This is a genomic window from Methylocaldum sp. GT1BB, from assembly GCF_051027545.1.
In the GTDB taxonomy this organism is placed as follows: Bacteria; Pseudomonadota; Gammaproteobacteria; order Methylococcales; family Methylococcaceae; genus Methylocaldum.
In genome coordinates, this window is record NZ_CP194902.1 from 182,314 (window position 1) to 203,409 (window position 21,096).

A 21,096-nucleotide genomic window follows, 5' to 3' on the forward strand; every position below is an offset into this window, starting at 1 on the left:
TCGACTGCTCACACGTCAGCCCAAAATAGTCCATCCCTGGCAAATGCCAGATCTAACCGAGAACCGTTTGCTGAACGGAATTATTGGCGACAGACAGAACATTTTGTTTAGAAGGTCAAAGTACCAAACAGAAAAATTTGGCCGGAAAAAACGACAACAGTAGGGTTTTTTCGCTCGACCCATGACGAGCGAGTATCGCGTGACCTGAAGAGAAGAATGGAACCCCCCTCCTCCGATTGAGGCAGGGTATCCCTCGCAACGTCAAGATTCGGTTTTCAGCGCAATAGGCGCATTCACGTCAATTGAGAACACGCTTTGATTGATAAGAACAATGGCTGCATGAAACCGCTTGCCCGCTTCTTCGGGGAACCGCTAAAGGACCAGCCGGATGAGAAGAATGTTAATCAACGCCACTCAGCCCGAAGAACTTCGGGTTGCACTGGTGGACGGACAAAAACTTTACGACTTTGATATAGAAATCCCTTCCAAAGAACAGAAAAAAGCCAACATTTATAAAGGTATTATTACCCGCATTGAACCCAGTCTCGAAGCGGCCTTCGTCAATTATGGCGCCGACCGCCATGGCTTCTTGCCATTCAAGGAAATTACGCCGAACTATTTCGGACAGCCCCTGGACGAGGAATTTTCCCGCCGGGATATCAAGGATTTAGTCAAAGAGGGACAGGAAGTCATAGTTCAGGTCGAGAAGGAGGAGCGCGGGAGCAAAGGGGCGGCGTTAACGACTTACATCAGCCTGGCCGGCAGTTACCTGGTGCTAATGCCCAATAATCCGCGCGCCGGCGGCATTTCTCGACGTATCGAGGGCGATATTCGTTCCGACATGCGCGAGGTTATGAATCAACTCCAAATTCCGGAAGGCATGGGGCTTATCGTGCGGACTGCCGGGGGCGGCAAGTCAGCCGAAGAACTTCAATGGGACCTGAATTACCTTTTGCAATTGTGGGAGGCTATTGACCGCTCGGCCAAGGAAAAGGCCGCCCCGTTCCTAATCTTTCAGGAAAGCAACGTGATCATTCGTGCGCTGAGAGATCATCTCCGCGGCGATATCGACGAGATACTGATCGATGATGCGGGCACTTTCAAGCTGGTGCGCAGCTTTTTGCAGCAGGTCATGCCGCAGTTCATCCAAAAGGCAAAGCTTTACCAAGACACAGTCCCGCTATTCAGTCGTTATCAGATCGAAAGCCAGATTGAAACAGCTTACAGCCGCGAGGTCCCTTTGCCATCCGGTGGAGCCATCGTAATCGATCACAGCGAAGCCTTGACAGCGATCGACATCAACTCCGCCCGGGCAACCAAAGGCGGCGATATCGAAGAAACAGCGCTAAATACCAACTTGGAAGCCGCCGACGAAATCGCGCGCCAACTCAGACTGCGGGATTTGGGCGGTTTGTTCGTGATCGACTTCATAGACATGATGGCGGCGCGTAATCAGCGGGCCGTCGAAAACCGATTACGTGACGCGATCAAGGCGGATAGAGCCCGGATACAAATCGGCCGAATCTCTCGTTTTGGCTTGCTCGAGATGTCCCGTCAGCGCCTCCGACCGTCGCTCGGTGAATCCAGCCTGCTCACCTGTCCACGATGTAACGGCCAAGGCTCCGTGCGCAGCGTACAGTCGTTGGCACTCTCGGTACTGCGTATCATCGAAGAAGAGGCGATGAAAAAAAATACCGACAAGGTTATCGCGCATCTGCCCGTAGATTCGGCTACCTACCTTCTCAACGAAAAGCGCTCGGCTGTCGCGGACATCGAAAAGCGCCACCTAGTTAGTGTTATCGTAATACCGACCAAACATCTTGAGACGCCGGCGTATGAAATCCAGCGTGTGCGAAGCACTGGCGCAGAGGAAGAAGGAGAGCGGAAACCGAGCTATCAGATGCTGAAGTCAGCTGAATCCGAGCTCCCCAGATTTACGAGGGAAAGCGCATCAATCAGCGCGGAGCCTGCCGTTAAGGAATTCCTGCCCGCTCATCCGGCTCCGATTACTAGCGCAGGGAAACACGCCGCAGGTGGCTTCATAAAGCGGTTCTGGTCGATTTTGACCGGCGGCAAACTTGAGGACGAAGCGGAAGCTGTCGTCGAAAAGCCTCAGCCGATACTCTCACAAGTCGCTCAACACCGCCCCCATCGGATAGCCGACTTCAAACAGCGTCAGCAGTCAATGAGCGGGGAAATGCTTGAAACCAGAGAAATCGAAGCCCGAACTCCAATTCCGGAGAAACAGGAATTCGGCAATGGTGACCGGCGAACCCGAGATCAGTCCAGACGCGGGGGGGCGCGCAGGAGACGCCCGAGGCGGGGCGAGCCCGGCTTAGCGCGTAGCGGCCAGCAAAACCAAGCTAGAGAGATCGCCCCGGAGAAAATCGAAGACGCCAATCTCCCGATCCCGGAGCGTCAAACGATTGGGTACAAACCTACCGAAGAGGCACCGACTGAGACAATCATGTCCGCTCTGGTTTCCGACAATGGGGTCCAAATCGTAACCGAACCAGACCGTCCGTCGCTGGAGAAAGAGGAAAAGCCGGAGATTCCTGCGGTCCATTTGCCAAGGCCCAGGGCGCCCGAGGAATCTCGGGGCGAGCGCGAAAGCATAAGCTCAGTTAGTACGCCGGTTATCGGGTCCTTTGAGCTTGATTCACCATCGGATGATAGCGAGGAAACCGAAGCGGAAGATTTGAGTCTCGAAGCGCGTAAATCGCCTCGCCGATCCTTGGCCAAACGCCGGGGGCGCGGCAGACGAGATAAGAGGTTTAGCGCCAAACGAAGTGAGTCCAGCGAAGGACCCGATGACAGTATTCACGAAAATCGCCGCGAAACGGGTGAAGTGGTCTCGACGGCCAATGACAACCGAGCCACCGATGAGCACCGACCAGCCGAAGAAAGTCGGAGCACTACTGCCGTTGTCGTACCGGACAAATCGAGTGTCGAAAGTGGCACGGAGTGATTTTGGCCAGGGAGAAAGAAATAGCGTGCTAGTCAACTTGTCGGGCGGCTCTGCCGCCCGACAACTTCTTCGTTTGTCTTAGATCTACCGTATAATCCGAGGGCCTTTGTCGCACTGCAAATGGCTCGTACAGTTCACTTCTTAAACAATCTTCAGCGCTCAGTCACACCTCCAACTCGCTTTGCAAGTGGCTATTCAACATCTCCTCGGCATGCGCCAAGGTTTGCTGGGTGACACGGATTCCACCAAGCATACGCGCAATCTCCTGCTTCCTCTCTTCACGAGAAAGCTTTCGGACGGTCGATAGTGTTACCCCATCGGTGCTGACTTTTTCTACTAACAAGTGGTAATGACCTTGAGCCGCAACCTGAGGCAGGTGGGTCACGCAAAATACCTGCCGCCCCTGTCCCAGCGCGCGCAGTTTTTGACCGACGATTTCGGCCACCCGGCCGCCGATTCCCGTATCCACCTCATCGAATATCAAGCTCGGAACTGTCTTGGAGTCGGTAGCAGCCACCTGAATGGCTAGACTGATGCGTGACAATTCGCCGCCAGACGCGACTTTGGCCAAAGGACGCGGCGGCAATCCCGGGTTGGCGCTTACCAAGAACTCGGCCTGATCCAGGCCAAACGGGGTCGGTTCTTTCGCATTCTCGGTACCCACATCCACCAAAAACTGCCCCTGTGGCATGCCCAATTCCTGAATCATCTCCGAGATCCGTGACTGTAACCGGCTAGCGGCCGTACGACGGCGTTGGGACAACATATCGGCAACTTTCCCGTAATCCGTGAGGACCTGCCGAAGATCCGACTCCAACGCTTCGATTCTTTCCGATCCATGGGCGATACCGTTCAATTCCGAGCGTAGCGAATCAAGCAGTCCAGGCAATTCTTCCGGCCGGACCTGGTGTTTGCGGGCCAAACGATGGATATCGCCAAGGCGCTGTTCAAGCCAGTCCAGACGACCGGGGTCGGCCTCAATCCGCTCCAGTTGACGACGGAGCTGCAATGCCCCTTCTTTAACTTGCACTTGCGCTTCATTTAGGAGAGCGGTCGTTTCTTCCAGTTCGGGAGCCAGCCGGCTCAAATCCGATAGGGCATGGATAGCTTGCGCCAGGCGCGCGTTGACCGATTGACTTTCATCTTCATAGAGGAGTTCGAGCTGCGCCTGACCGGTGGTGAGAATTTTGCCAACATTGGCAAGGAGTGTATGCTCGTCAACTAGGGCCGGGTAATCGAGCCCAGAGATGTCGTGCTGCTCCAACTCGTCGATTTGGTAGCGCAACAACTCTTCGCGGGCGGCTTGATCCTTGGCTGTATTGGTAAGCTTTTCCAGCTCGCACCGAGTACTTCGCCAACGATCATAGAGATTGCCGATCTGGACCAACAACGATTCGTTCCCAGCGGCTTCATCCAGTAACCGGCGCTGCTCCGCTGCCTTCAGAAGATGTACATGAGCATGCTGGCCGTGTATCTCGACCAAGCTGGAACCCAACTCCTGCAAGGCTTGCAAGGTAACCGGGCGACCATTGACGAAAGCCTTCGAACGGCCGTCTTGACTGATAACCCGCCGCACCAGACACTCGCCGTCCTCCGATAATTCATTTTCGTCGAGCCAGCGACGCGCATCTGCAGCATCCTCCAAGCCGAACGAAAGACTGATCTCGGCGCGCGCAGCCCCGGGGCGGATGAACCCCGAATCGGCACGCTCGCCCAAAGCCAACCCCAAAGCAGTTAATAATATCGATTTCCCGGCGCCGGTCTCGCCGGTTAGCACGGTCAATCCGCGCTCAAACTCCAGATCGAGTGATCGGACGACGGCCAAATCTCTGATGCTGAGGTGGACAAGCATAGTCAGCTTCGATAACCGGAGCTCCAGTTGAGCTTCGCTCTGAGAATCTCAAAGAAATCATAGTCAAGCGGATGAAGAATGCGAAAAGTCTTAGGTTCTCTTCGAATCTCGATGCGATCCTCTATTTCGACATCAGGAAACGACACATTGTCGCAAACGACCTGAGCTTTGAATTGTTTGCTGGGACGGAAGGCAATTTCGATTACGCTGTCGTCATCCACCACGATCGGACGATTAGACAAGGTATGGGGATTGATCGGCGCTAATACGATAGCCTTAAGCGTGGGATAAAGAATCGGACCTCCAGCCGACAGGGCGTAAGCCGTAGAGCCCGTGGGAGTTGACGCGATAAGCCCATCAGAGCGTTGCGAATTCAGAAAAACGCCGTTGATCGATGCCTCAATCTCGATCATGCTGGCGGCATTCCCGCTATGCACGACTACTTCGTTAACCGCCGTCTGCTCGTATATCACATGACCGTTGCGAAAAATTTTCGCCCGCAACAGAAAGCGCTCATCGGCACTGTAGCGTCCGTCAAGAATTTCATCGAGCTTCGCTCCGGCGTCCGACGGAGAAATATCGACCAGGAACCCCAATCGCCCCAGATTGACCCCAATCAATGGAATCTCGAACTGCGCGAGAACACGCGCGGCGGATAAAAGTGTGCCATCGCCGCCAACCACAATTGCGAGATCGCAGCACTGGCCTATTTCGGCAACGGTACACGTTTCCGGCGAAGAATCGGCTACGAAATGAGCGCAGTCCCGTTGCACCAAAACACGCAGGCATCTCCCGGTAAGATGTCCGTAAAGCGAGGAAAGGGTTTCGGCTATGCGTGGCGCATCGGGCTTCCCGATTAGGGCTACGTTCCGGAAAATGGATGGCATATGTTTCTGAAGCCGCGAGCGTCCCGCGTCACTGTAAATGGGGCTGACCGGTACCGCAGCTTACATCTGAGACTGCAAATAGTTCTGCAGGCCGATTTTCCGAATCAACTCCGCCTGCGTTTCAAGCCAGTCGACCTGCTCTTCCTCATCTTCGAGTATCTCTTCCAGAAGATCTCGGGAGACATAATCTCCGGCCTTTTCACAAAACTCGACCGCTTCGCGCAGCAAAGATACGCTTTGAAGTTCCAACTGAAGGTCGCAGCCGAGCATTTCCTCCGGATTTTCTCCGATCTTCAAATGCCCCAAATCCTGCAAGTTTGGCAATCCTTCAAGAAACAAAATACGCTCGATCAACTTGTCGGCACGCTTCATCTTACCGATAGATTCATCATATTCGTGCTTGTCGAGCTCGCCCAACCCCCAGTTCCTGTACATTCTCGCATGAAGAAAATACTGGTTGATGCCGATCAGTTCGTTGCCCAGCACGCGATTAAGATAATCGATAACCGTCGAGTCGCCTTGCATAATTCTCTCCTTGGATATGGAAGCGTTCGCCATGTGGTGACCTAAGATTTACACCTAATTAGACGCCGCTTTGCTCGATATGGTATGAGCTTCTTGACACATTATCTAGGGGTTGCTAACTTTTTAGCACTCGATGGTCTCGAGTGCTAAAACCCCCACCATTCGAGGATACCGGTGCCTAAATATCCCCAATTGAGCGAGCGAGCCCAACACTTGCTTAAAGTGCTGGTGGAGCGTTATATCGGCGAAGGCCAGCCGGTTGGTTCGCGGGCTTTAGCGCGCGACACCGGCTTGAATTTAAGCCCGGCGACGATCCGCAACATCATGGCGGATCTCGAAGACATAGGGCTGATCACATCGCCACATACGTCAGCGGGACGCATGCCGACGGTAACCGGCTACCGTTTTTTTGTTGATACCTTGCTGACCATCAAACCTTTGCAGCAAGACATCATCCGACAGCTCCGCCAGGACCTGAATACTCAGGAAGATCCCGACGATTTGCTCGAAGCCGCCTCTCGCGTCCTCTCGGAAGTAACCCATATGGCGGGCCTCGTGATGTTGCCGCGCAGGGAGATAGTCACCTTCAGACACATCGAATTTATCCCGCTGTCCGGTCAACGCTTGCTGGTCATCCTGGTCACTAACGAACAGGAAGTCCACAACAAGATCATTCACTCACCCCGTCAGTTCACGCCTGCCGATTTGCAAGCGGCAGCAAATTTCCTCAATTCAACCTATGCAGGCAAGGATCTAACTGCGATCCGCGAGAGTCTATTTAACGACTTGCAGGAAATGCGGAATCGTTTAAGCCAGGAAATTATTGATGCGGCTGAAATCGCGGATTTGGCACTTAAGGATAAAGGAAAACGTCGGAACCCGTTTGTGCTAACCGGCGAAATCAATCTGATGGATTTTGCCGATTTGGCCAATATGGAGCGGCTCCGTTCCTTATTCGAAACGTTTCATCAGAAGGAAGACTTAGTCCATCTACTAGACCGTTGCCTAGAAACCCCCGGCGTCAAGATCTTTATAGGCGAGGAATCCGGCTATCGTGCGCTGGATCAGTGCAGCCTGGTAACCGCCTCTTACTCTCTCAATGGCGAGGCGGTAGGCGTACTCGGCGTTATCGGCCCCACCCGCATGGCGTATGAGCGGGTCATTCCTTTGGTTGACATTACCGCGAAATTGTTGGGGGCCGCCTTGAATCAAAAATCGCTGACCCCATCTTAATTCTTAACCCATATTGGTAGAAATCGTCGACCTGTGTGCGTGCATAGGCACACGGGCTCATTATTTTTCGTTGAGGAGCAGTTATATGAGCAAAGACCAGGCTTCGCCCGAATCGGCGCCAAAGGCGCCAGATCAAGCGGAACAAGCCGCTTCTGTCGACACGGCAATCACAACGGAAGAAGGTGTTGTCGAACCAACGCCGATCGAGCAACTTGCACAGCAATTGACCGAAGCAACTCGCCGAGCGGAGGAGAATTGGGACAAATTCGTACGCACCCAGGCCGAGTTGGAGAATTTGCGCCGACGCTCGGAAAAAGAACTCCAGAATGCCAATAAATATGCTCTGGAGAAATTTTCGAAGGAGCTATTGACCGTGGTCGATAGCCTCGAACTCGGGCTGCAAGCGGCCGTCGGAGAGACCTCGGATGTGGTGAAATTGCGCGAAGGCATGGAGCTCACGCTAAAGCAGCTGAATTCGGTACTGGAAAAATTCAGCGTCCGAGCAGTGGATCCCATAGGCGAAAAGTTCAATCCGGACTTACACCAGGCCATGGCGATGCAACCGACCACTGATATCGAGCCCAATACGGTGGTAAAAGTTTTCCAAAAAGGATATCTCCTCCATGATCGCCTGTTACGTCCGGCCATGGTGGTTATTGCCCAAGCCGCCGCAGAATCCACGCGCATCGACGAGCAAGCTTGAAATCAGCCTTGGCGCCCCCATATTAACGCTAAACCCACACCTAACCCACAAGCTATTGATTAATTTGGAGAATTAAATGGCGAAGATTATTGGCATCGATTTGGGCACCACCAATTCCTGTGTGGCCATTCTTGAAGGGGGCAAACCGCGCGTCATCGAAAATGCCGAAGGCGCTCGCACCACCCCCTCGGTCGTGGCCTTTACGGCCGATAACGAGGTACTGGTCGGGCAGTCCGCTAAGCGGCAGGCGATCACCAATCCCAAGAATACCTTATATGCCATAAAGCGGCTTATCGGACGCCGCTTCAAGGATTCTGTGGTTCAAAAAGACATACATCTTGTGCCGTACAAGATTGTCGAAGCCGATAACGGCGACGCGTGGGTCGAAGTCAACGGCAAAAAAATGGCCCCTCCGGAAATTTCGGCACGCGTATTGATGAAGCTGAAAAAGGACGCCGAAGCGTTTCTCGGCGAGGAGATCAAAGAGGCGGTCATCACCGTACCCGCGTACTTTAACGACTCCCAACGCCAAGCAACGAAAGACGCCGGCCGCATTGCTGGGCTCGATGTCAAGCGCATCATCAATGAGCCGACCGCCGCAGCCATGGCCTTCGGTCTGGACAGAAAGCACGGAGACATCAAAGTTGCGGTCTACGATCTCGGCGGCGGTACGTTCGATATTTCCATCATCGAAATTGCCGAAGTCGACGGTGAGCATCAGTTTGAAGTACTTTCCACCAACGGCGACACCCATCTTGGCGGCGAAGACTTCGACCTGCGCATCATCGATTACATCTGCGACGAGTTTAAAAAAGAGAACGGCATCGACCTGCACAATGATCCGTTGGCTCTGCAACGCCTGAAGGAAGCGGCGGAAAAGGCGAAGATCGAGCTGTCTTCGAGCCAGCAGACCGACATCAACCTGCCCTACGTCACGGCCGATGCGAGCGGGCCCAAGCATCTCAATATGAAGCTTACCCGTGCCAAGCTCGAATCCTTGGTCGAGGATCTGATCTTGAAGACAAAAGGCCCGTGCGAAACCGCGCTCAAGGATGCTGGCCTCAAGCCCAGCGAAATCAACGAGGTTATCCTCGTCGGTGGGCAGACGCGCATGCCGAAAGTTCAGGATTTCGTGAAGGACATCTTCGGCAAAGAGCCTCGCAAGGACGTCAATCCGGATGAAGCGGTGGCGCTCGGTGCGGCGATCCAAGGCGGCGTTCTAGGTGGACAGGTCAAAGACGTACTGCTGCTGGACGTCACTCCGTTGTCTCTAGGCATCGAGACCTTGGGCGGCGTCATGACCAAGCTGATCGAGAAGAACACCACCATCCCCACCAAAACCGGGCAGGTCTTCTCGACGGCCGAGGACAACCAAACCGCGGTTACGATTCACGTCCTGCAGGGCGAACGTGAAATGGCGAAAGACAACAAGTCTCTCGGCAAATTCGATCTGACCGACATCCCGCCGGCTCCGCGCGGCATACCGCAGGTCGAAGTGACTTTCGATATCGACGCCAACGGCATCCTGCACGTGTCGGCCAAGGACAAAGCTACTGGCAAGCAGCAATCGATCCGCATCACCGCCTCCAGCGGCCTGACCGAGGACGAGATCAAGCGTATGGTCAAGGATGCGGAACTGCATGCCGAAGAAGACAAGAAACTGCACGAACTGGTAACTGCGCGCAATAACGCAGACGCCATGATCCATGCAACGAACAAGACGCTGCACGAACTTGGCGATAAAGTGGAAAGCGACGAGCGCAGCAAAATCGAAGGTGCGATTAGTGAATTGAAGACCGCCATGAACGGTGACGATAAGGCGGAAATCGAGCGAAAGACTGAACATCTGACCGAGCTTTCGGGTAAACTGGCGGAACGCTTATACGCACAGAAAGGCGAGACAGCTGGTTCGCCCGGCGCTGAAACCGAACAACCGACGGAAGCCAAGGCAGGCGAAGATGTCGTCGATGCCGAATTCGAAGAAGTGAAAGAGGATCGGAAATAAGGCCTTATCGCTCGGTTTGGCACTGTGCCATGAATGCAGATGAGCGGAAGCAAACTGCTCTGCTCATCCGCCCTCCTCTCCTAAGTTTATGCGTAAAGCAGTCGAGCTTTCGGGTGAGGGAAGGTGGCGAGGAATTAACGCCTGAGTATTTCGGGCAAGTTTGATGCGTCCTGCGCATTGACTCCAACTTAGCCGCAGGCAAAGCCCTGCGGCTCTTTATGTTATGGCGAAAGAAGATTATTACGAACTTTTAGGCGTGGCGCGAAACGCGAGCGATAGCGACATCAAAAAGAGCTTTCGCCGCTTAGCGATGAAATATCATCCAGATCGCAACCGCGACAATCCGAAAGCGGAAGAGCAGTTCAAAAAGATCAAGGAAGCCTACGATGTGCTTTCCGATCCGAAGAAGCGTTCCGCTTATGATCAATTCGGCCATGCCGGAGTTGATCCATCCATGGGCGCAGCCGGTGGGTTCGGCTTTACCGGCGAAAGTTTCAGCGACATCTTCAGTGATGTCTTTGGTGATATCTTCGGTGGCGGTGCGACAGGCCGAAGACGGGGCAGTCGCGTGCAACGCGGTGCCGATCTTCGCTATAACCTGGAGATCACCCTCGAGGAAGCGGTCGCGGGCACCGAAGTCAAGATCCGCGTACCGACCTTCGTAACTTGTGACGAATGCAATGGCACCGGCGCCAAGAAGGGCACGGGACCCACGACCTGCTCTACTTGCCAGGGCCATGGCGCCATCCGCATGCAGCAAGGCTTCTTCGCCGTGCAGCAAACCTGCCCGACCTGTCACGGTACGGGCCAGCAAATAAAGGATCCTTGTCGCGTCTGTCACGGGCAGGGACGTGTTCAGGAAACCAAAACGCTATCAGTCAAGATCCCGCCAGGTGTGGACACGGGGGATCGTATCCGTTTGGCCGGCGAAGGCGAAGCGGGAGAAAGCGGAGGACCACCGGGCGACTTGTACGTACAAATCTCCGTTAAAGAGCACCCGATTTTTACCCGGGATGGTGCCAATCTCTATTGTGAGGTTCCGATCAGCTTCCCGACCGCTTGTTTGGGCGGCGAACTGGAGGTTCCAACGCTCGATGGCAAAGTGGTACTTAAGATTCCCGCGGAAACCCAAACCGGCCGGCTGTTCCGGCTGCGCGGCAAAGGGGTAAAACCGGTGCGCGGCGGCCCGCAGGGCGATCTGTTGTGCCGAGTCCGTATCGAAACGCCGGTACATCTCAATAAGGACCAGATCGAGTTGATCAAGAAACTGGACGACTCCCTGAGCGGGGGCGGCAGTCATCACAGTCCACAAGCGCATGGCTGGCTCGACGGAGTGAAACAGTTTTTCGACAAACTCGGGCTTTAATTGCCGGATTGCCGGATTATCGAAACGCCGCAAGGCCACTGATCGACACGAAAATACCAAAGCCATATCTCAGGAAAACCATAATGATCAAAGTTGGAATCGTCGGAGCCGCTGGTCGCATGGGACAAGCCTTGATACGCGCCTGCCTCGACACCAACGGAATGCTCCTGACAGCCGCGGTGGAGAGAAAAGGCAGCCCCGAAACGGGGAAGGACGCCGGAGAGCTTGCCGGACTGTCGAAGCTCAACATCCCGGTGGTCGACGACCTGAGCCGCGTCATCTCGGACCTCGATGTCGTCGTCGACTTCACCCGTCCCGAGGCAACCATGGAACATCTCGCGGTGTGTCGGGAGCACGGTAAACGACTCGTTATCGGTACGACTGGCTTCACGCCTGAACAGAAAGCGGATATCGAACATATCGCACTTACGATACCGCTCGTACTAGCACCGAACATGAGCGTAGGGGTAAATCTTTGCCTCAAACTGTTGGAAATCGCTGCGAAGGTCATCGGCGAGCAAACCGATATCGAGATCATCGAGGCCCATCACAGGCATAAAGTGGATGCCCCCTCCGGGACGGCATTACGTATGGGCGAGGTCGTGGCCGCCGCACTCGGCCGAGATCTGCGCGAATGCGCCGTCCATGGACGGGAAGGCTACACCGGGGAACGCGATCCCAAAACGATAGGCTTTTCCGTGATTCGGGCTGGCGATATCGTGGGCGAACATACCGTGATGTTCGCCGACGAAGGCGAGCGCGTCGAAATTACCCATAACGCGACCAGCCGCATGACCTTTGCCAAGGGAGCCATGCGCGCCGCCATTTGGCTTATGGACAAAACGCCGGGCATTTACGACATGCAGGACGTACTGGGGCTCAAGGCCTAACGGCTTACCTTCGCCTTAACGTGACAATTAGGTAATGGACAGTCGATTCCGTCCGTACTCTCCATGGGTCAACCGCCAAGTCAACACGCTTAAACTTCTTAGCAGGTCGTTTCTTAAGCCGCGGCTAATCCGGCTCACTTTCTGCCTTATCTTTTTCTTGCCGGTAGCGACGGCTGCTCCGCCACAAGCTGCCATCGCCAGCGCGCACCCGCTCGCCACGGAAGCCGGTTTTGAAATTCTGGATAAGGGCGGTAATGCGTTCGATGCCGCGGTGGCCATCAGTGCAGCACTCGCAGTGGTCGAACCTGCGGGATCGGGGCTCGGCGGTGGCGGCTTTTGGCTTCTTCATCGAGCGTCCGACGGCAAAACGGTGATGCTGGACGGTCGAGAGCGGGCTCCCTTGGCGGCCCGGCCCGACATGTACCTCGATGACGAAGGAAAAGCCGTGCCCAACAAATCAGTCAACGGAGCTCTTTCTGCGGGCATTCCAGGCATGCCGGCTGCGCTCGTGCATCTTGCCCGGAATTACGGACGGCTCCCACTCTCTAGCGACTTAGCGCCGGCTATTCGCTATGCCGAAGACGGGTTTCCCATAAGTGAACGTCATTGTCGACTACTGTCATTTCGCGCCGACGTATTGCGCAGGTCGAAAGCAGCAGCCAACGTTTTTCTAGTCAATGGGAAAATGCCCGAGCCCGGTGCGCTTTTGAAGCAAAAGGAACTCGCGAATACGCTCACGCAGCTCGGCGAATCCGGCAAGATCGGCTTTTATAACGGCGATACCGCGAAAAGATTAGTCGAAGGCGTCCGAAGTGCCGGCGGCATTTGGACCGTACAAGACTTGTCCGATTATCGTGTAGTCGAGCGGGAGCCCGTTCAAGGCTTCTACCGTGGAATACGCATAACCGCGCCACCACCGCCTTCCGCGGGCGGGATCGGCTTGATCGAAATCCTGAACATATTGTCCGGCTACGATCTGAAAGCCGTCGACAGCACTACCCGCAAGCATCTCATAGTCGAAGCCATGCGGCGCGCCTATCACGACCGCGAGCGATTCCTGGGTGATCCCGATTTCGTAATGATGCCGTTACGTCGGTTACTCAGCCCGAATTATGCCGCCGGTTTACGCGCGGCGATACACCCGAGCCGAGCACTCCCGAGTCTGTATTTAAGTCAGTTCAACGCCCCTGAGCCGGATGGCGAAAACACCACTCATTTTTCCGTTCTAGACAGGGAAGGCAATCGTGTCGCCGCCACTCTAAGCGTCAACTATCCTTTTGGCTCCGGATTTATGCCTCCTGGCACCGGCGTATTGCTGAACGACGAGATGGATGATTTTGCCGCTCATCCCGGCTCAAGCAACGTTTACGGATTGGTAGGCGGTGAGGCTAACACCATTGCACCCGGTAAACGGATGCTGTCCAGCATGACGCCGACGTTTGTTGAGGACCAGCATCGCATAGGCATGATCGGAACCCCCGGCGGAAGCCGTATCGTCTCCATGGTACTGCTAGCCGTTTTGGATTTCGCCGAAGGCCACACACCGGATTCTTGGGTGTCCATTCCTCGATTTCACCATCAATATCTACCGGATGTTATCCAATATGAACCCGGCGGCCTAACCGAGGAGGAGCAAGTGGAACTTAAGAAAAGGGGTCATGAGTTGAAACCCATCGATCGCCGCTACGGTGACATGCAATCGGTTCTCTGGGACAAGAGCATTAATCGGGTTTACGCCGCCAGCGATCCGCGAGGCGAAGGCTTGGCCAAACTGAAATAGAGTGTTTCGCTGTTTTCCGAGGACTTGCGTTAACTGGACCTATGCGTCGCTTTCTCCGACACTGCATTGACGCGCGTTCGCGCAGCGCTCTCTATATTTGAGTGGTCAATTGCGCGTACGAAGCATTGTTTAAGTCTTGGCGGTCGAGAGAGATCACTCGACCGCCACGCTCACCTCAAAGCTTAGCATCGGGCCGTACAACGCGCGACGTCTGAGTTCGTAAAAAATCGCGCGGACGATGCACTGATTTTAGATGTCCGACCTTACCTAGACCCTCCCCTACTTCCGCGTATGGGAACTCCATCCGCCCGGTGACACCCTTCAGGCGCTACTACGACAACTTGAGAGTGGTCAAATAGTCCTTGAAGCTATCACTCAGTTCTGGATGTTTCAGGCCCTGCTCTACCGTTGCGATCAAATATCCGAGCTTTGAACCGCAGTCATAACGTTTACCATGGAATTCATAAGCTAGAACCGGTTCCTCGTGCAGCAGCATCGCAATAGCATCGGTAAGTTGAATTTCGCCGCCGGCCCCTTTAGCCACGTTATCGAGTTTGTCAAAAATGGCAGGGGTTAAAATGTACCGACCAACTACCGCCAAATTCGAAGGTGCATTTTCTGGCTTCGGTTTCTCGACGATTTGCTCCAACTTTCCAATGTTGTCTTGAATCAGATTAGCTTTAACGATGCCGTAGCTTTGAGTTTCCGAAGGAGCGATCCTCTCAACTCCCAGTACCGAACACTGCCATTCGTCGAAGATTTTAACCATCTGCGACAGACAGCCGGTATGCCCATCGTCGATCATGTCGTCAGCCAGCAACACGGCGAAGGGTTCATCTCCAATCACAGCCCGCGCACAATTGACTGCGTGCCCCAAGCCCAGGGCTTCCGCTTGGCGAATGTAAACGCAAGTGACATGGGGCGGGACGATGTTTTGAACAATCCGCAAGATCTCCGACTTACCGCGGTTGGCCAGCTCGGTTTCAAGTTCGTAGGCCTTGTCGAAATGATCTGAAATTGCCCTTTTCGTCCGGCTAGTAATGAACACCATGACGTCGACCCCGGCCGCAACCGCTTCTTCCACGGCATATTGGATCAATGGCTTGTCTACAATAGGCAACATTTCTTTCGGGCTCGCCTTAGTGGCTGGAAGAAATCGCGTTCCTAGGCCGGCAACCGGAAAAACTGCTTTTCTTACAATCCTCTTCATTGTTTGCTTTGCTCTTTACTCAACCAAATTAAATCTTGTGTTTATCCTCGAGATATCGAAGCACTATCTGAGCACATGTATCCAAAGAGTCGACACCTGAATGTAAGGTAATTTCAGGATTTTCTGGCTCCTCGTACGGAGAAGAGATGCCTGTAAAATCAGGAATTTCGCCAAGTCGAGCCCTCTTATACAAACCTTTGACGTCACGATTTTCGCACACCTCTACCGATGCATCGCAGTAAACTTCGATGAAATCTCCCTCACCGACTAGCGATCTCACCATTTGTCGGTCCCGTCGAAACGGGGATATAAAAGCCGTCAGAGCAATAACGCCTGCATCGATGAACAGCTTACTCATCTCGCCGATGCGGCGGATATTTTCCCGTCTGTCTTCTATACTGAACGCTAAATCAGAGCAAAGTCCATGCCGTACGTTATCGCCATCGAACACGTAGGTACGACATCCCCGTTCGAACAGCAGCTCTTCGACACGATGAGCCAAGGTCGATTTACCGGCCCCGGAAAGGCCGGTAAACCATAAAATAAAGCTTTTGTGCCCATTAAGCCGCTCTCGCTTTTCTCGTGTTACGGACGCGTTGTGCCATACGATGTTTGAACTCATAGAAATCACTTTCACTCGTTTTAATTCCCTCGAGTATTTTAGCCTTGAGTTCGATGGCGCTCACCAAGGATGGAAATTTATTTTTCAAAAAAAAGGCTCCACGAAGGAGCCTTTCGGAATCGATAGTCGATTTTTGATTATTTGGCCTTGGCAGATGCCGCTGCCGAATTTGGTGCTTCAGCGCCGACAGTAATCTTGTCGCGGTTCTTTTCGATTGTCGCGGTGCCAATTCCTTTGACACGCGCCAAATCATCCGCCGACTTAAATTTGCCGTTTTTTTCACGATCCTGAATAATCGCTTCCGCTTTTGCCTTGCCTACACCGTTTAAACTTTGGGCAAGCTGGTCGGCCGTAGCGGAATTAATATCTACTGGTTCAGCTGATACGCACCACGCACAGCTAAAAAGCATTAATGCAAATATAACTTTCCTAAGCTTCAACATGACGGCTCCTGTAGGTTGCAAATATGTTGCAAGCTTAAAGCTAGCAGTCGATGCCGCATATGCAATTGAAATTACTGTAGGAATTTTCGGATTTTTGCGTAAGCTTTTGCCGACAAGTCATTTAGGCAGTGCTTTACAGATGAGAGACCGATGAAAGCAGCGCTTGGGTTCTGTTACTGCCGAAGCGGACAGTATTGGAGGCGTTCTCATAGACACCTTCAAGGCAGTTGATAGGCGTGGTTGCTGACACTCCAGCGCATTCCACTGCACTTTCCAAGATTGACTTGTCGCCGGACCCAGACGATCCCAGTGCAGCAATGCACGTCGGAGCACGTCACGGCTGGATGGCAATTTTTGTGAGGAAGGACTTACACCGGCTGGTGTGCTAAACAGAATATGCTAGGACAGAGACAGAGGGACGGAGACGCAATACGATGCCTTTAATGGACCAAATCTATATCGCCTAATTTGTGGCGGCCTCAGGGGCAACTCAACTCCGCGCTTGATTGACTCGATCTCGCAGTTCTTTGCCAGGCTTAAAATGAGGTACAAACTTGGAAGCCAACTCGACTGAGTCGCCTGTTTTTGGATTCCGCCCCATCCTCGGTGGACGATAATGCAGCGAGAAACTCCCGAACCCTCTAATTTCGATGCGCTCGCCCGATGAAAGGGCATGGGTCATATGTTCGATCATTCCTTTTACCGCCAACTCGACATCCTTAAACGCCAAGTGGCCGTACTTCTCTGCTAAGAGATTGATCAATTCTGACTTTGTCACTGTCATTTCCATAAATAGCGGGGGGCAGTGTGTCCGCCCCCCTTGCTTGACCTGACTATTTATTTTCCATCTGTTCCTTGAAGATATCTCCCAAAGTAGGCATACCGGAGGAAGATTGCTGTGAGTACCCCTTGATTGCAGCAGCTTCCTCTTCTTGATCCTTCGCCTTAATCGAGAGAGTAATGGATTTGTTTTTCTTGTCGACCCCGATGAACTTCGCTTCGACTTCGTCGCCTACCTTCAACTGGGTACGAGCGTCTTCTACTCGATCGCGAGAAATTTCGGACGCGCGGAGATAGCCTTCAACACTGTCAGCCAGGGTGATAACTGCCCCCTTAGCGTCGACTTCCTTGACAACCCCGTTGACAATGCTGCCTTTTTCGTGGGTCGCCAAGTAATTCTGGAAGGGATCCTGCTCCAACTGCTTTATGCCGAGCGAGATTCGTTCCCGCTCAGGATCGATGGCCAGGATGATGGTCTCCACTTCATCGCCTTTCTTGTATTGGCGAATCGCTTCTTCGCCCGGAATGGACCAAGAAATGTCCGACAGATGCACCAGACCGTCGATAGCACCTTCCAGTCCGATGAAAATACCGAAATCGGTAATCGACTTGATGCTGCCCTTAATCTTGTCGCCCTTCTTGTGGCTCGCAGCAAATTCTTCCCAAGGATTGGGCTTGCACTGCTTCATGCCGAGAGAAATGCGACGACGCTCCTCGTCGATGTCGAGTACCATGACCTCGACTTCCTCACCCAACTGGATAACCTTGGCCGGGTTGACGTTCTTGTTGGTCCAATCCATCTCGGATACGTGAACGAGGCCTTCGACGCCCTCTTCCAACTCGACGAAACAGCCGTAATCCGTAAGGTTGCTGACCTTTCCGAAAAGGCGCGTGCCCGGCGGATAACGACGTGCGATATTCAGCCACGGATCCTCTCCCAGCTGCTTCAAGCCAAGCGAGACGCGATTCTTTTCCTGATCAAATTTAAGTACCTTGACCTGGATTTCTTGGCCGATCTGAACGGCTTCCGAGGGATGCCGCACTCTCTTCCAAGCCATATCGGTAATGTGGAGCAGGCCGTCGATGCCGCCGAGATCGATAAAGGCGCCATAATCGGTCAGGTTCTTCACCACGCCCGTGACGATCGCACCTTCTTTCAGGTTCTCGAGCAACGCTTCCTTCTCGGCGCTGAACTCGGATTCCACTACGGCGCGGCGGGAAAGCACAACATTATTGCGCTTTTGGTCGATCTTGATGACCTTGAATTCGAGGTCGCGCCCTTCCAAGTAGGACGTGTCGCGGACCGGACGCACATCGACCAGAGATCCGGGCAAAAAGGCGCGCAACGCACCGACAGCCACCGTGAAGCCTCCGCGTACCTTGCCCGTAATTCTACCGACCACGGTCTCATTCTTCTCGTACGCCTGTTCGAGCTCTTGCCATGCCTTCAACCGCTTTGCCTTGTCGCGGGACAACAGCGTAGCCCCTAAACCGTCCTCCAGCATGTCGAGCGCCACTTCGACCGTGTCGCCGATCTGTACTTCGATTTGTCCGTCGGAATTCAAGAACTGCCATTTGGGTATGACGCCTTCCGACTTCAATCCCGCATTGACTACGACCACATCGGGGCCGATATCGATTACGGTGCCCGTGATGATGCTGCCTGGGCGCATTTCCGCCTGAGCCAGACTCTCTTCAAACAATTGTGCAAAGCTATCGCTCATAAAACGAACTTGGTTCTAACAGCCAAGTTTCCCTAGCCGTTTGGGTTAATTGGTTAAACAAATTGCCGAGCAAACGCCGGCAACGCCTCAAAAATTACCGATTACGATCTTACCTACCGCCTATAATATCGAGACATCGGGCGATAACTTGATCAATCGTGAGATCGGACGAATCAATCAGAACAGCGCCATCCGGTACAGTCAGCGGCGCCTCAGCACGTTCCTTGTCGCGCCGGTCCCGTTCTTCAATCTCTTTCGTTAAGCGTTCAAGGTTAACATCAGCCCCCTTCTCTTTCAACTGCTTATGCCGCCTTTTTGCGCGCACTTCCGCGCTGGCAGTTAAAAATATCTTATACGGGGCGTCGGGAAAAACGACTGTGCCCATGTCGCGGCCGTCTGCGACCAAGCCGGGTTCTCGCTGAAAATCGCGCTGCTTCTGCAAGAGTGCCTGTCGTACCGGTCCATAAGCGGCGATCTTCGAAGCCGTGTTGCCGCAGTCTTCCGTCTGGATTTGACAGGCAATATCCTGGCCGTTCAGAAGGATGCGCGGCGGATCGTTCGCCTCGAATTGAAGATCCATCGACCGAGCGACACTGACAACGGCGTCGACATTGTGGGGGTCGATCGCAGCCTGGGTAACGGCGAAGGCCAATGAACGGTAGATGGCCCCGCTGTCCAAGAAATGCCAGCCCAGCGTCTTGGCCAACGCACGGCTCACCGTCCCCTTGCCGGCACCGCTCGGCCCATCAATGGTGATCACCGGCACCTTCGTTGTCATAGGATTTCGCCGAAAATGGCAGAGATGTTTAGGCCCATATCGCGCGCCAACTCCACGAAGCTCGGAAAGGATGTATTGACGTTCGCGCAGTCGTCGATTTCGATCAGGCCGGCGGCCCGCAGCGCGGCAACAGAAAATGCCATGGCAATACGATGGTCGCCGTGGGAATTTACTTTCCCCCCGGACAGTTTTCCGCCCCGTACAATCATACCATCCGGCGTCGGCTGGGCGTCGATGCCTAAGGCTTGCAAACCGTCAGCCATTACTTGGATACGATCGCTTTCCTTGACCCGTAGTTCCTCGGCGCCGGTCAATCGAGTTTCCCCCTCGGCGCAAGCCGCGGCGACAAACAGAACCGGAAACTCGTCGATCGCCAAAGGCACCAATTCTTGCGGAATCTCGATCCCGCGCAGGCGACTTGAACGGATGCGGATATCCGCAACCGGCTCACCGCCCATCTCGCGGACATCGACGACCTGAATATCCGCCCCCATCAGACGCAGAATGTCCAAAACCCCGGTACGAGTCGGATTCACGCCCACATGCCGGAGGGTGACATCGGCATCTTCGCCGATTGCTGCGCCGACCATGAAAAATGCCGCCGATGATATGTCGCCAGGCACATCGATGTCGCAGGCAACAAGTCTCCCGTCCGGCTGTACGCATACGGTATCGCCTTCACGAACCACCGGATAGGAAAATCCGGCCAACATGCGCTCGGTATGATCGCGCGTAGGAGCCGGCTCGCGCACACACGTTCTACCGGCGGCGTAAAGCCCGGCCAAGAGAAGACAGGACTTGACCTGGGCACTGGCCACCGGCATATCGTAGTGAATCCCCCTCAGCTTGATGCTGCCTCTAATCTTGAGCGGAGCGGTTCCCGCCTCGGTAGTTTCCACCACTGCGCCCATCGTACGTAGCGGCTCGGTTACTCGCTTCATGGGGCGGCGGGAAAGAGAAACGTCGCCGGTCAAAACCGAGTCAAAATGCTGCCCCGCCAACAGACCGCAAAGGAGACGCATCGACGTGCCCGAATTCCCCAGGTACAACGGTTCTTTGGGCGCACGCAACCCATGCAGCCCCACACCTCGAATGCACACCTGCCCGTCTTGCGGGCCCTCGATGTCGACGCCCATCGCCCGAAACGCATTCATAGTGGCGAGGCAATCTTCCGCTTCCAAAAAGCCGGTGACGCGGGTCGTGCCTTCGGCCAGCGCACCCAACATGATGGATCGATGGGAGATGGATTTATCGCCGGGCACCCGGGCCTCTCCGCGAAGCGTGCCACCCGGCTGCACCCGAAAGCTGATCGTGTTGTTCTGCATGGACC

17 protein-coding genes are annotated in these 21,096 nt (G+C 54.2%); 7 read left to right on the forward strand and 10 right to left on the reverse strand.

What is annotated here, in order from left to right; all coding sequences use genetic code 11:
• The first annotated feature begins 388 nt into the window (after positions 1–388).
• A complete protein-coding gene (locus tag ACR2TX_RS02150) occupies positions 389–2,968 on the forward strand; it encodes an Rne/Rng family ribonuclease (RefSeq protein WP_434131038.1) in 2,580 nt (859 codons plus the stop codon).
• 163 nt (positions 2,969–3,131) lie between these two features.
• Here ACR2TX_RS02150 and recN read toward each other — a convergent pair whose 3' ends face one another.
• From recN to bfr, 3 genes are read right to left on the reverse strand one after another with little or no spacing between them, the layout of a single operon-like run.
• The gene (gene recN / locus ACR2TX_RS02155) at positions 3,132–4,820 is read right to left on the reverse strand and encodes a DNA repair protein RecN (RefSeq protein ID WP_434131040.1); all 1,689 of its coding nucleotides are present in this window, start codon (positions 4,818–4,820) and stop codon (positions 3,132–3,134) included.
• Between the two features lie 2 nt (positions 4,821–4,822).
• Positions 4,823–5,707, reverse strand: a complete 885-nt coding sequence (locus ACR2TX_RS02160) for an NAD(+) kinase (RefSeq protein WP_077728360.1) — start codon at positions 5,705–5,707, stop codon at positions 4,823–4,825.
• A gap of 60 nt (positions 5,708–5,767) precedes the next feature.
• Positions 5,768–6,232 carry a bacterioferritin gene (gene bfr / locus ACR2TX_RS02165; RefSeq protein ID WP_077728361.1) on the reverse strand — a complete coding sequence of 155 codons (465 nt, stop codon included), beginning with the start codon at positions 6,230–6,232 and terminating at the stop codon, positions 5,768–5,770.
• A gap of 174 nt (positions 6,233–6,406) precedes the next feature.
• Here bfr and hrcA point away from each other — a divergent pair, with 174 nt between their 5' ends.
• From hrcA to ggt, 6 genes are all read left to right on the forward strand, one after another.
• Entirely contained in the window at positions 6,407–7,465 is a 1,059-nt protein-coding gene (gene hrcA / locus ACR2TX_RS02170; protein ID WP_077728362.1) for a heat-inducible transcriptional repressor HrcA, read from the forward strand.
• Between the two features lie 85 nt (positions 7,466–7,550).
• Positions 7,551–8,168: a nucleotide exchange factor GrpE gene (gene grpE / locus ACR2TX_RS02175; RefSeq protein WP_077728363.1), complete on the forward strand. Its 618-nt coding sequence runs from the start codon at positions 7,551–7,553 to the stop codon at positions 8,166–8,168.
• Between the two features lie 76 nt (positions 8,169–8,244).
• Entirely contained in the window at positions 8,245–10,173 is a 1,929-nt protein-coding gene (dnaK, locus tag ACR2TX_RS02180; protein ID WP_077728364.1) for a molecular chaperone DnaK, read from the forward strand.
• A gap of 223 nt (positions 10,174–10,396) precedes the next feature.
• A complete protein-coding gene (dnaJ, locus tag ACR2TX_RS02185; protein ID WP_077728365.1) occupies positions 10,397–11,539 on the forward strand; it encodes a molecular chaperone DnaJ in 1,143 nt (380 codons plus the stop codon).
• An 83-nt stretch (positions 11,540–11,622) separates the two neighbouring features.
• Positions 11,623–12,429 carry a 4-hydroxy-tetrahydrodipicolinate reductase gene (gene dapB, locus ACR2TX_RS02190; protein ID WP_434131042.1) on the forward strand — a complete coding sequence of 269 codons (807 nt, stop codon included), beginning with the start codon at positions 11,623–11,625 and terminating at the stop codon, positions 12,427–12,429.
• Positions 12,430–12,463: 34 nt separating this feature from the next.
• A complete protein-coding gene (gene ggt / locus ACR2TX_RS02195) occupies positions 12,464–14,209 on the forward strand; it encodes a gamma-glutamyltransferase (RefSeq protein WP_077728367.1) in 1,746 nt (581 codons plus the stop codon).
• 331 nt (positions 14,210–14,540) lie between these two features.
• On the opposite strand, the gene galU is transcribed toward ggt, so the two are convergent.
• The 7 genes from galU to aroA form a co-directional block, all read right to left on the reverse strand.
• Positions 14,541–15,419, reverse strand: coding sequence for a UTP--glucose-1-phosphate uridylyltransferase GalU (gene galU / locus ACR2TX_RS02200; protein WP_077728368.1), 879 nt, complete (start codon positions 15,417–15,419; stop codon positions 14,541–14,543).
• A 28-nt stretch (positions 15,420–15,447) separates the two neighbouring features.
• On the reverse strand, positions 15,448–16,050 hold the full coding sequence (gene cysC, locus ACR2TX_RS02205; RefSeq protein ID WP_434132392.1) for an adenylyl-sulfate kinase: 603 nt from the start codon (positions 16,048–16,050) through the stop codon (positions 15,448–15,450).
• 128 nt (positions 16,051–16,178) lie between these two features.
• Positions 16,179–16,484, reverse strand: a complete 306-nt coding sequence (locus ACR2TX_RS02210) for a ComEA family DNA-binding protein (RefSeq protein WP_077728369.1) — start codon at positions 16,482–16,484, stop codon at positions 16,179–16,181.
• A 490-nt stretch (positions 16,485–16,974) separates the two neighbouring features.
• A complete protein-coding gene (locus ACR2TX_RS02215; RefSeq protein WP_276205321.1) occupies positions 16,975–17,274 on the reverse strand; it encodes an integration host factor subunit beta in 300 nt (99 codons plus the stop codon).
• Positions 17,275–17,317: 43 nt separating this feature from the next.
• Positions 17,318–18,988 carry a 30S ribosomal protein S1 gene (rpsA, locus tag ACR2TX_RS02220; protein ID WP_077728370.1) on the reverse strand — a complete coding sequence of 557 codons (1,671 nt, stop codon included), beginning with the start codon at positions 18,986–18,988 and terminating at the stop codon, positions 17,318–17,320.
• 109 nt (positions 18,989–19,097) lie between these two features.
• Positions 19,098–19,766 carry a (d)CMP kinase gene (gene cmk / locus ACR2TX_RS02225; RefSeq protein ID WP_077728371.1) on the reverse strand — a complete coding sequence of 223 codons (669 nt, stop codon included), beginning with the start codon at positions 19,764–19,766 and terminating at the stop codon, positions 19,098–19,100.
• Positions 19,763–21,091, reverse strand: a complete 1,329-nt coding sequence (gene aroA, locus ACR2TX_RS02230) for a 3-phosphoshikimate 1-carboxyvinyltransferase (RefSeq protein ID WP_156880177.1) — start codon at positions 21,089–21,091, stop codon at positions 19,763–19,765. The genes cmk and aroA overlap by 4 nt, the downstream gene beginning before the upstream one ends.
• Between the last annotated feature and the right edge of the window lie 5 nt (positions 21,092–21,096).

Excerpts from the sequence above, each read along its gene's own strand:
- ACR2TX_RS02215 (WP_276205321.1), bottom strand. The coding sequence starts at position 17,274 with ATGGAAATGACAGTGACAAAGTCAGAATTGATCAATCTCTTAGCAGAG.
- cmk (WP_077728371.1), bottom strand. The coding sequence starts at position 19,766 with ATGACAACGAAGGTGCCGGTGATCACCATTGATGGGCCGAGCGGTGCC.
- ACR2TX_RS02160 (WP_077728360.1), bottom strand. The coding sequence starts at position 5,707 with ATGCCATCCATTTTCCGGAACGTAGCCCTAATCGGGAAGCCCGATGCG.
- galU (WP_077728368.1), bottom strand. The coding sequence starts at position 15,419 with ATGAAGAGGATTGTAAGAAAAGCAGTTTTTCCGGTTGCCGGCCTAGGA.
- aroA (WP_156880177.1), bottom strand. The coding sequence starts at position 21,091 with ATGCAGAACAACACGATCAGCTTTCGGGTGCAGCCGGGTGGCACGCTT.
- dnaJ (WP_077728365.1), top strand. The coding sequence starts at position 10,397 with ATGGCGAAAGAAGATTATTACGAACTTTTAGGCGTGGCGCGAAACGCG.
- bfr (WP_077728361.1), bottom strand. The coding sequence starts at position 6,232 with ATGCAAGGCGACTCGACGGTTATCGATTATCTTAATCGCGTGCTGGGC.
- dapB (WP_434131042.1), top strand. The coding sequence starts at position 11,623 with ATGATCAAAGTTGGAATCGTCGGAGCCGCTGGTCGCATGGGACAAGCC.
- ACR2TX_RS02150 (WP_434131038.1), top strand. The coding sequence starts at position 389 with ATGAGAAGAATGTTAATCAACGCCACTCAGCCCGAAGAACTTCGGGTT.
- recN (WP_434131040.1), bottom strand. The coding sequence starts at position 4,820 with ATGCTTGTCCACCTCAGCATCAGAGATTTGGCCGTCGTCCGATCACTC.
- ACR2TX_RS02210 (WP_077728369.1), bottom strand. The coding sequence starts at position 16,484 with ATGTTGAAGCTTAGGAAAGTTATATTTGCATTAATGCTTTTTAGCTGT.
- dnaK (WP_077728364.1), top strand. The coding sequence starts at position 8,245 with ATGGCGAAGATTATTGGCATCGATTTGGGCACCACCAATTCCTGTGTG.
- grpE (WP_077728363.1), top strand. The coding sequence starts at position 7,551 with ATGAGCAAAGACCAGGCTTCGCCCGAATCGGCGCCAAAGGCGCCAGAT.
- ggt (WP_077728367.1), top strand. The coding sequence starts at position 12,464 with ATGGACAGTCGATTCCGTCCGTACTCTCCATGGGTCAACCGCCAAGTC.
- rpsA (WP_077728370.1), bottom strand. The coding sequence starts at position 18,988 with ATGAGCGATAGCTTTGCACAATTGTTTGAAGAGAGTCTGGCTCAGGCG.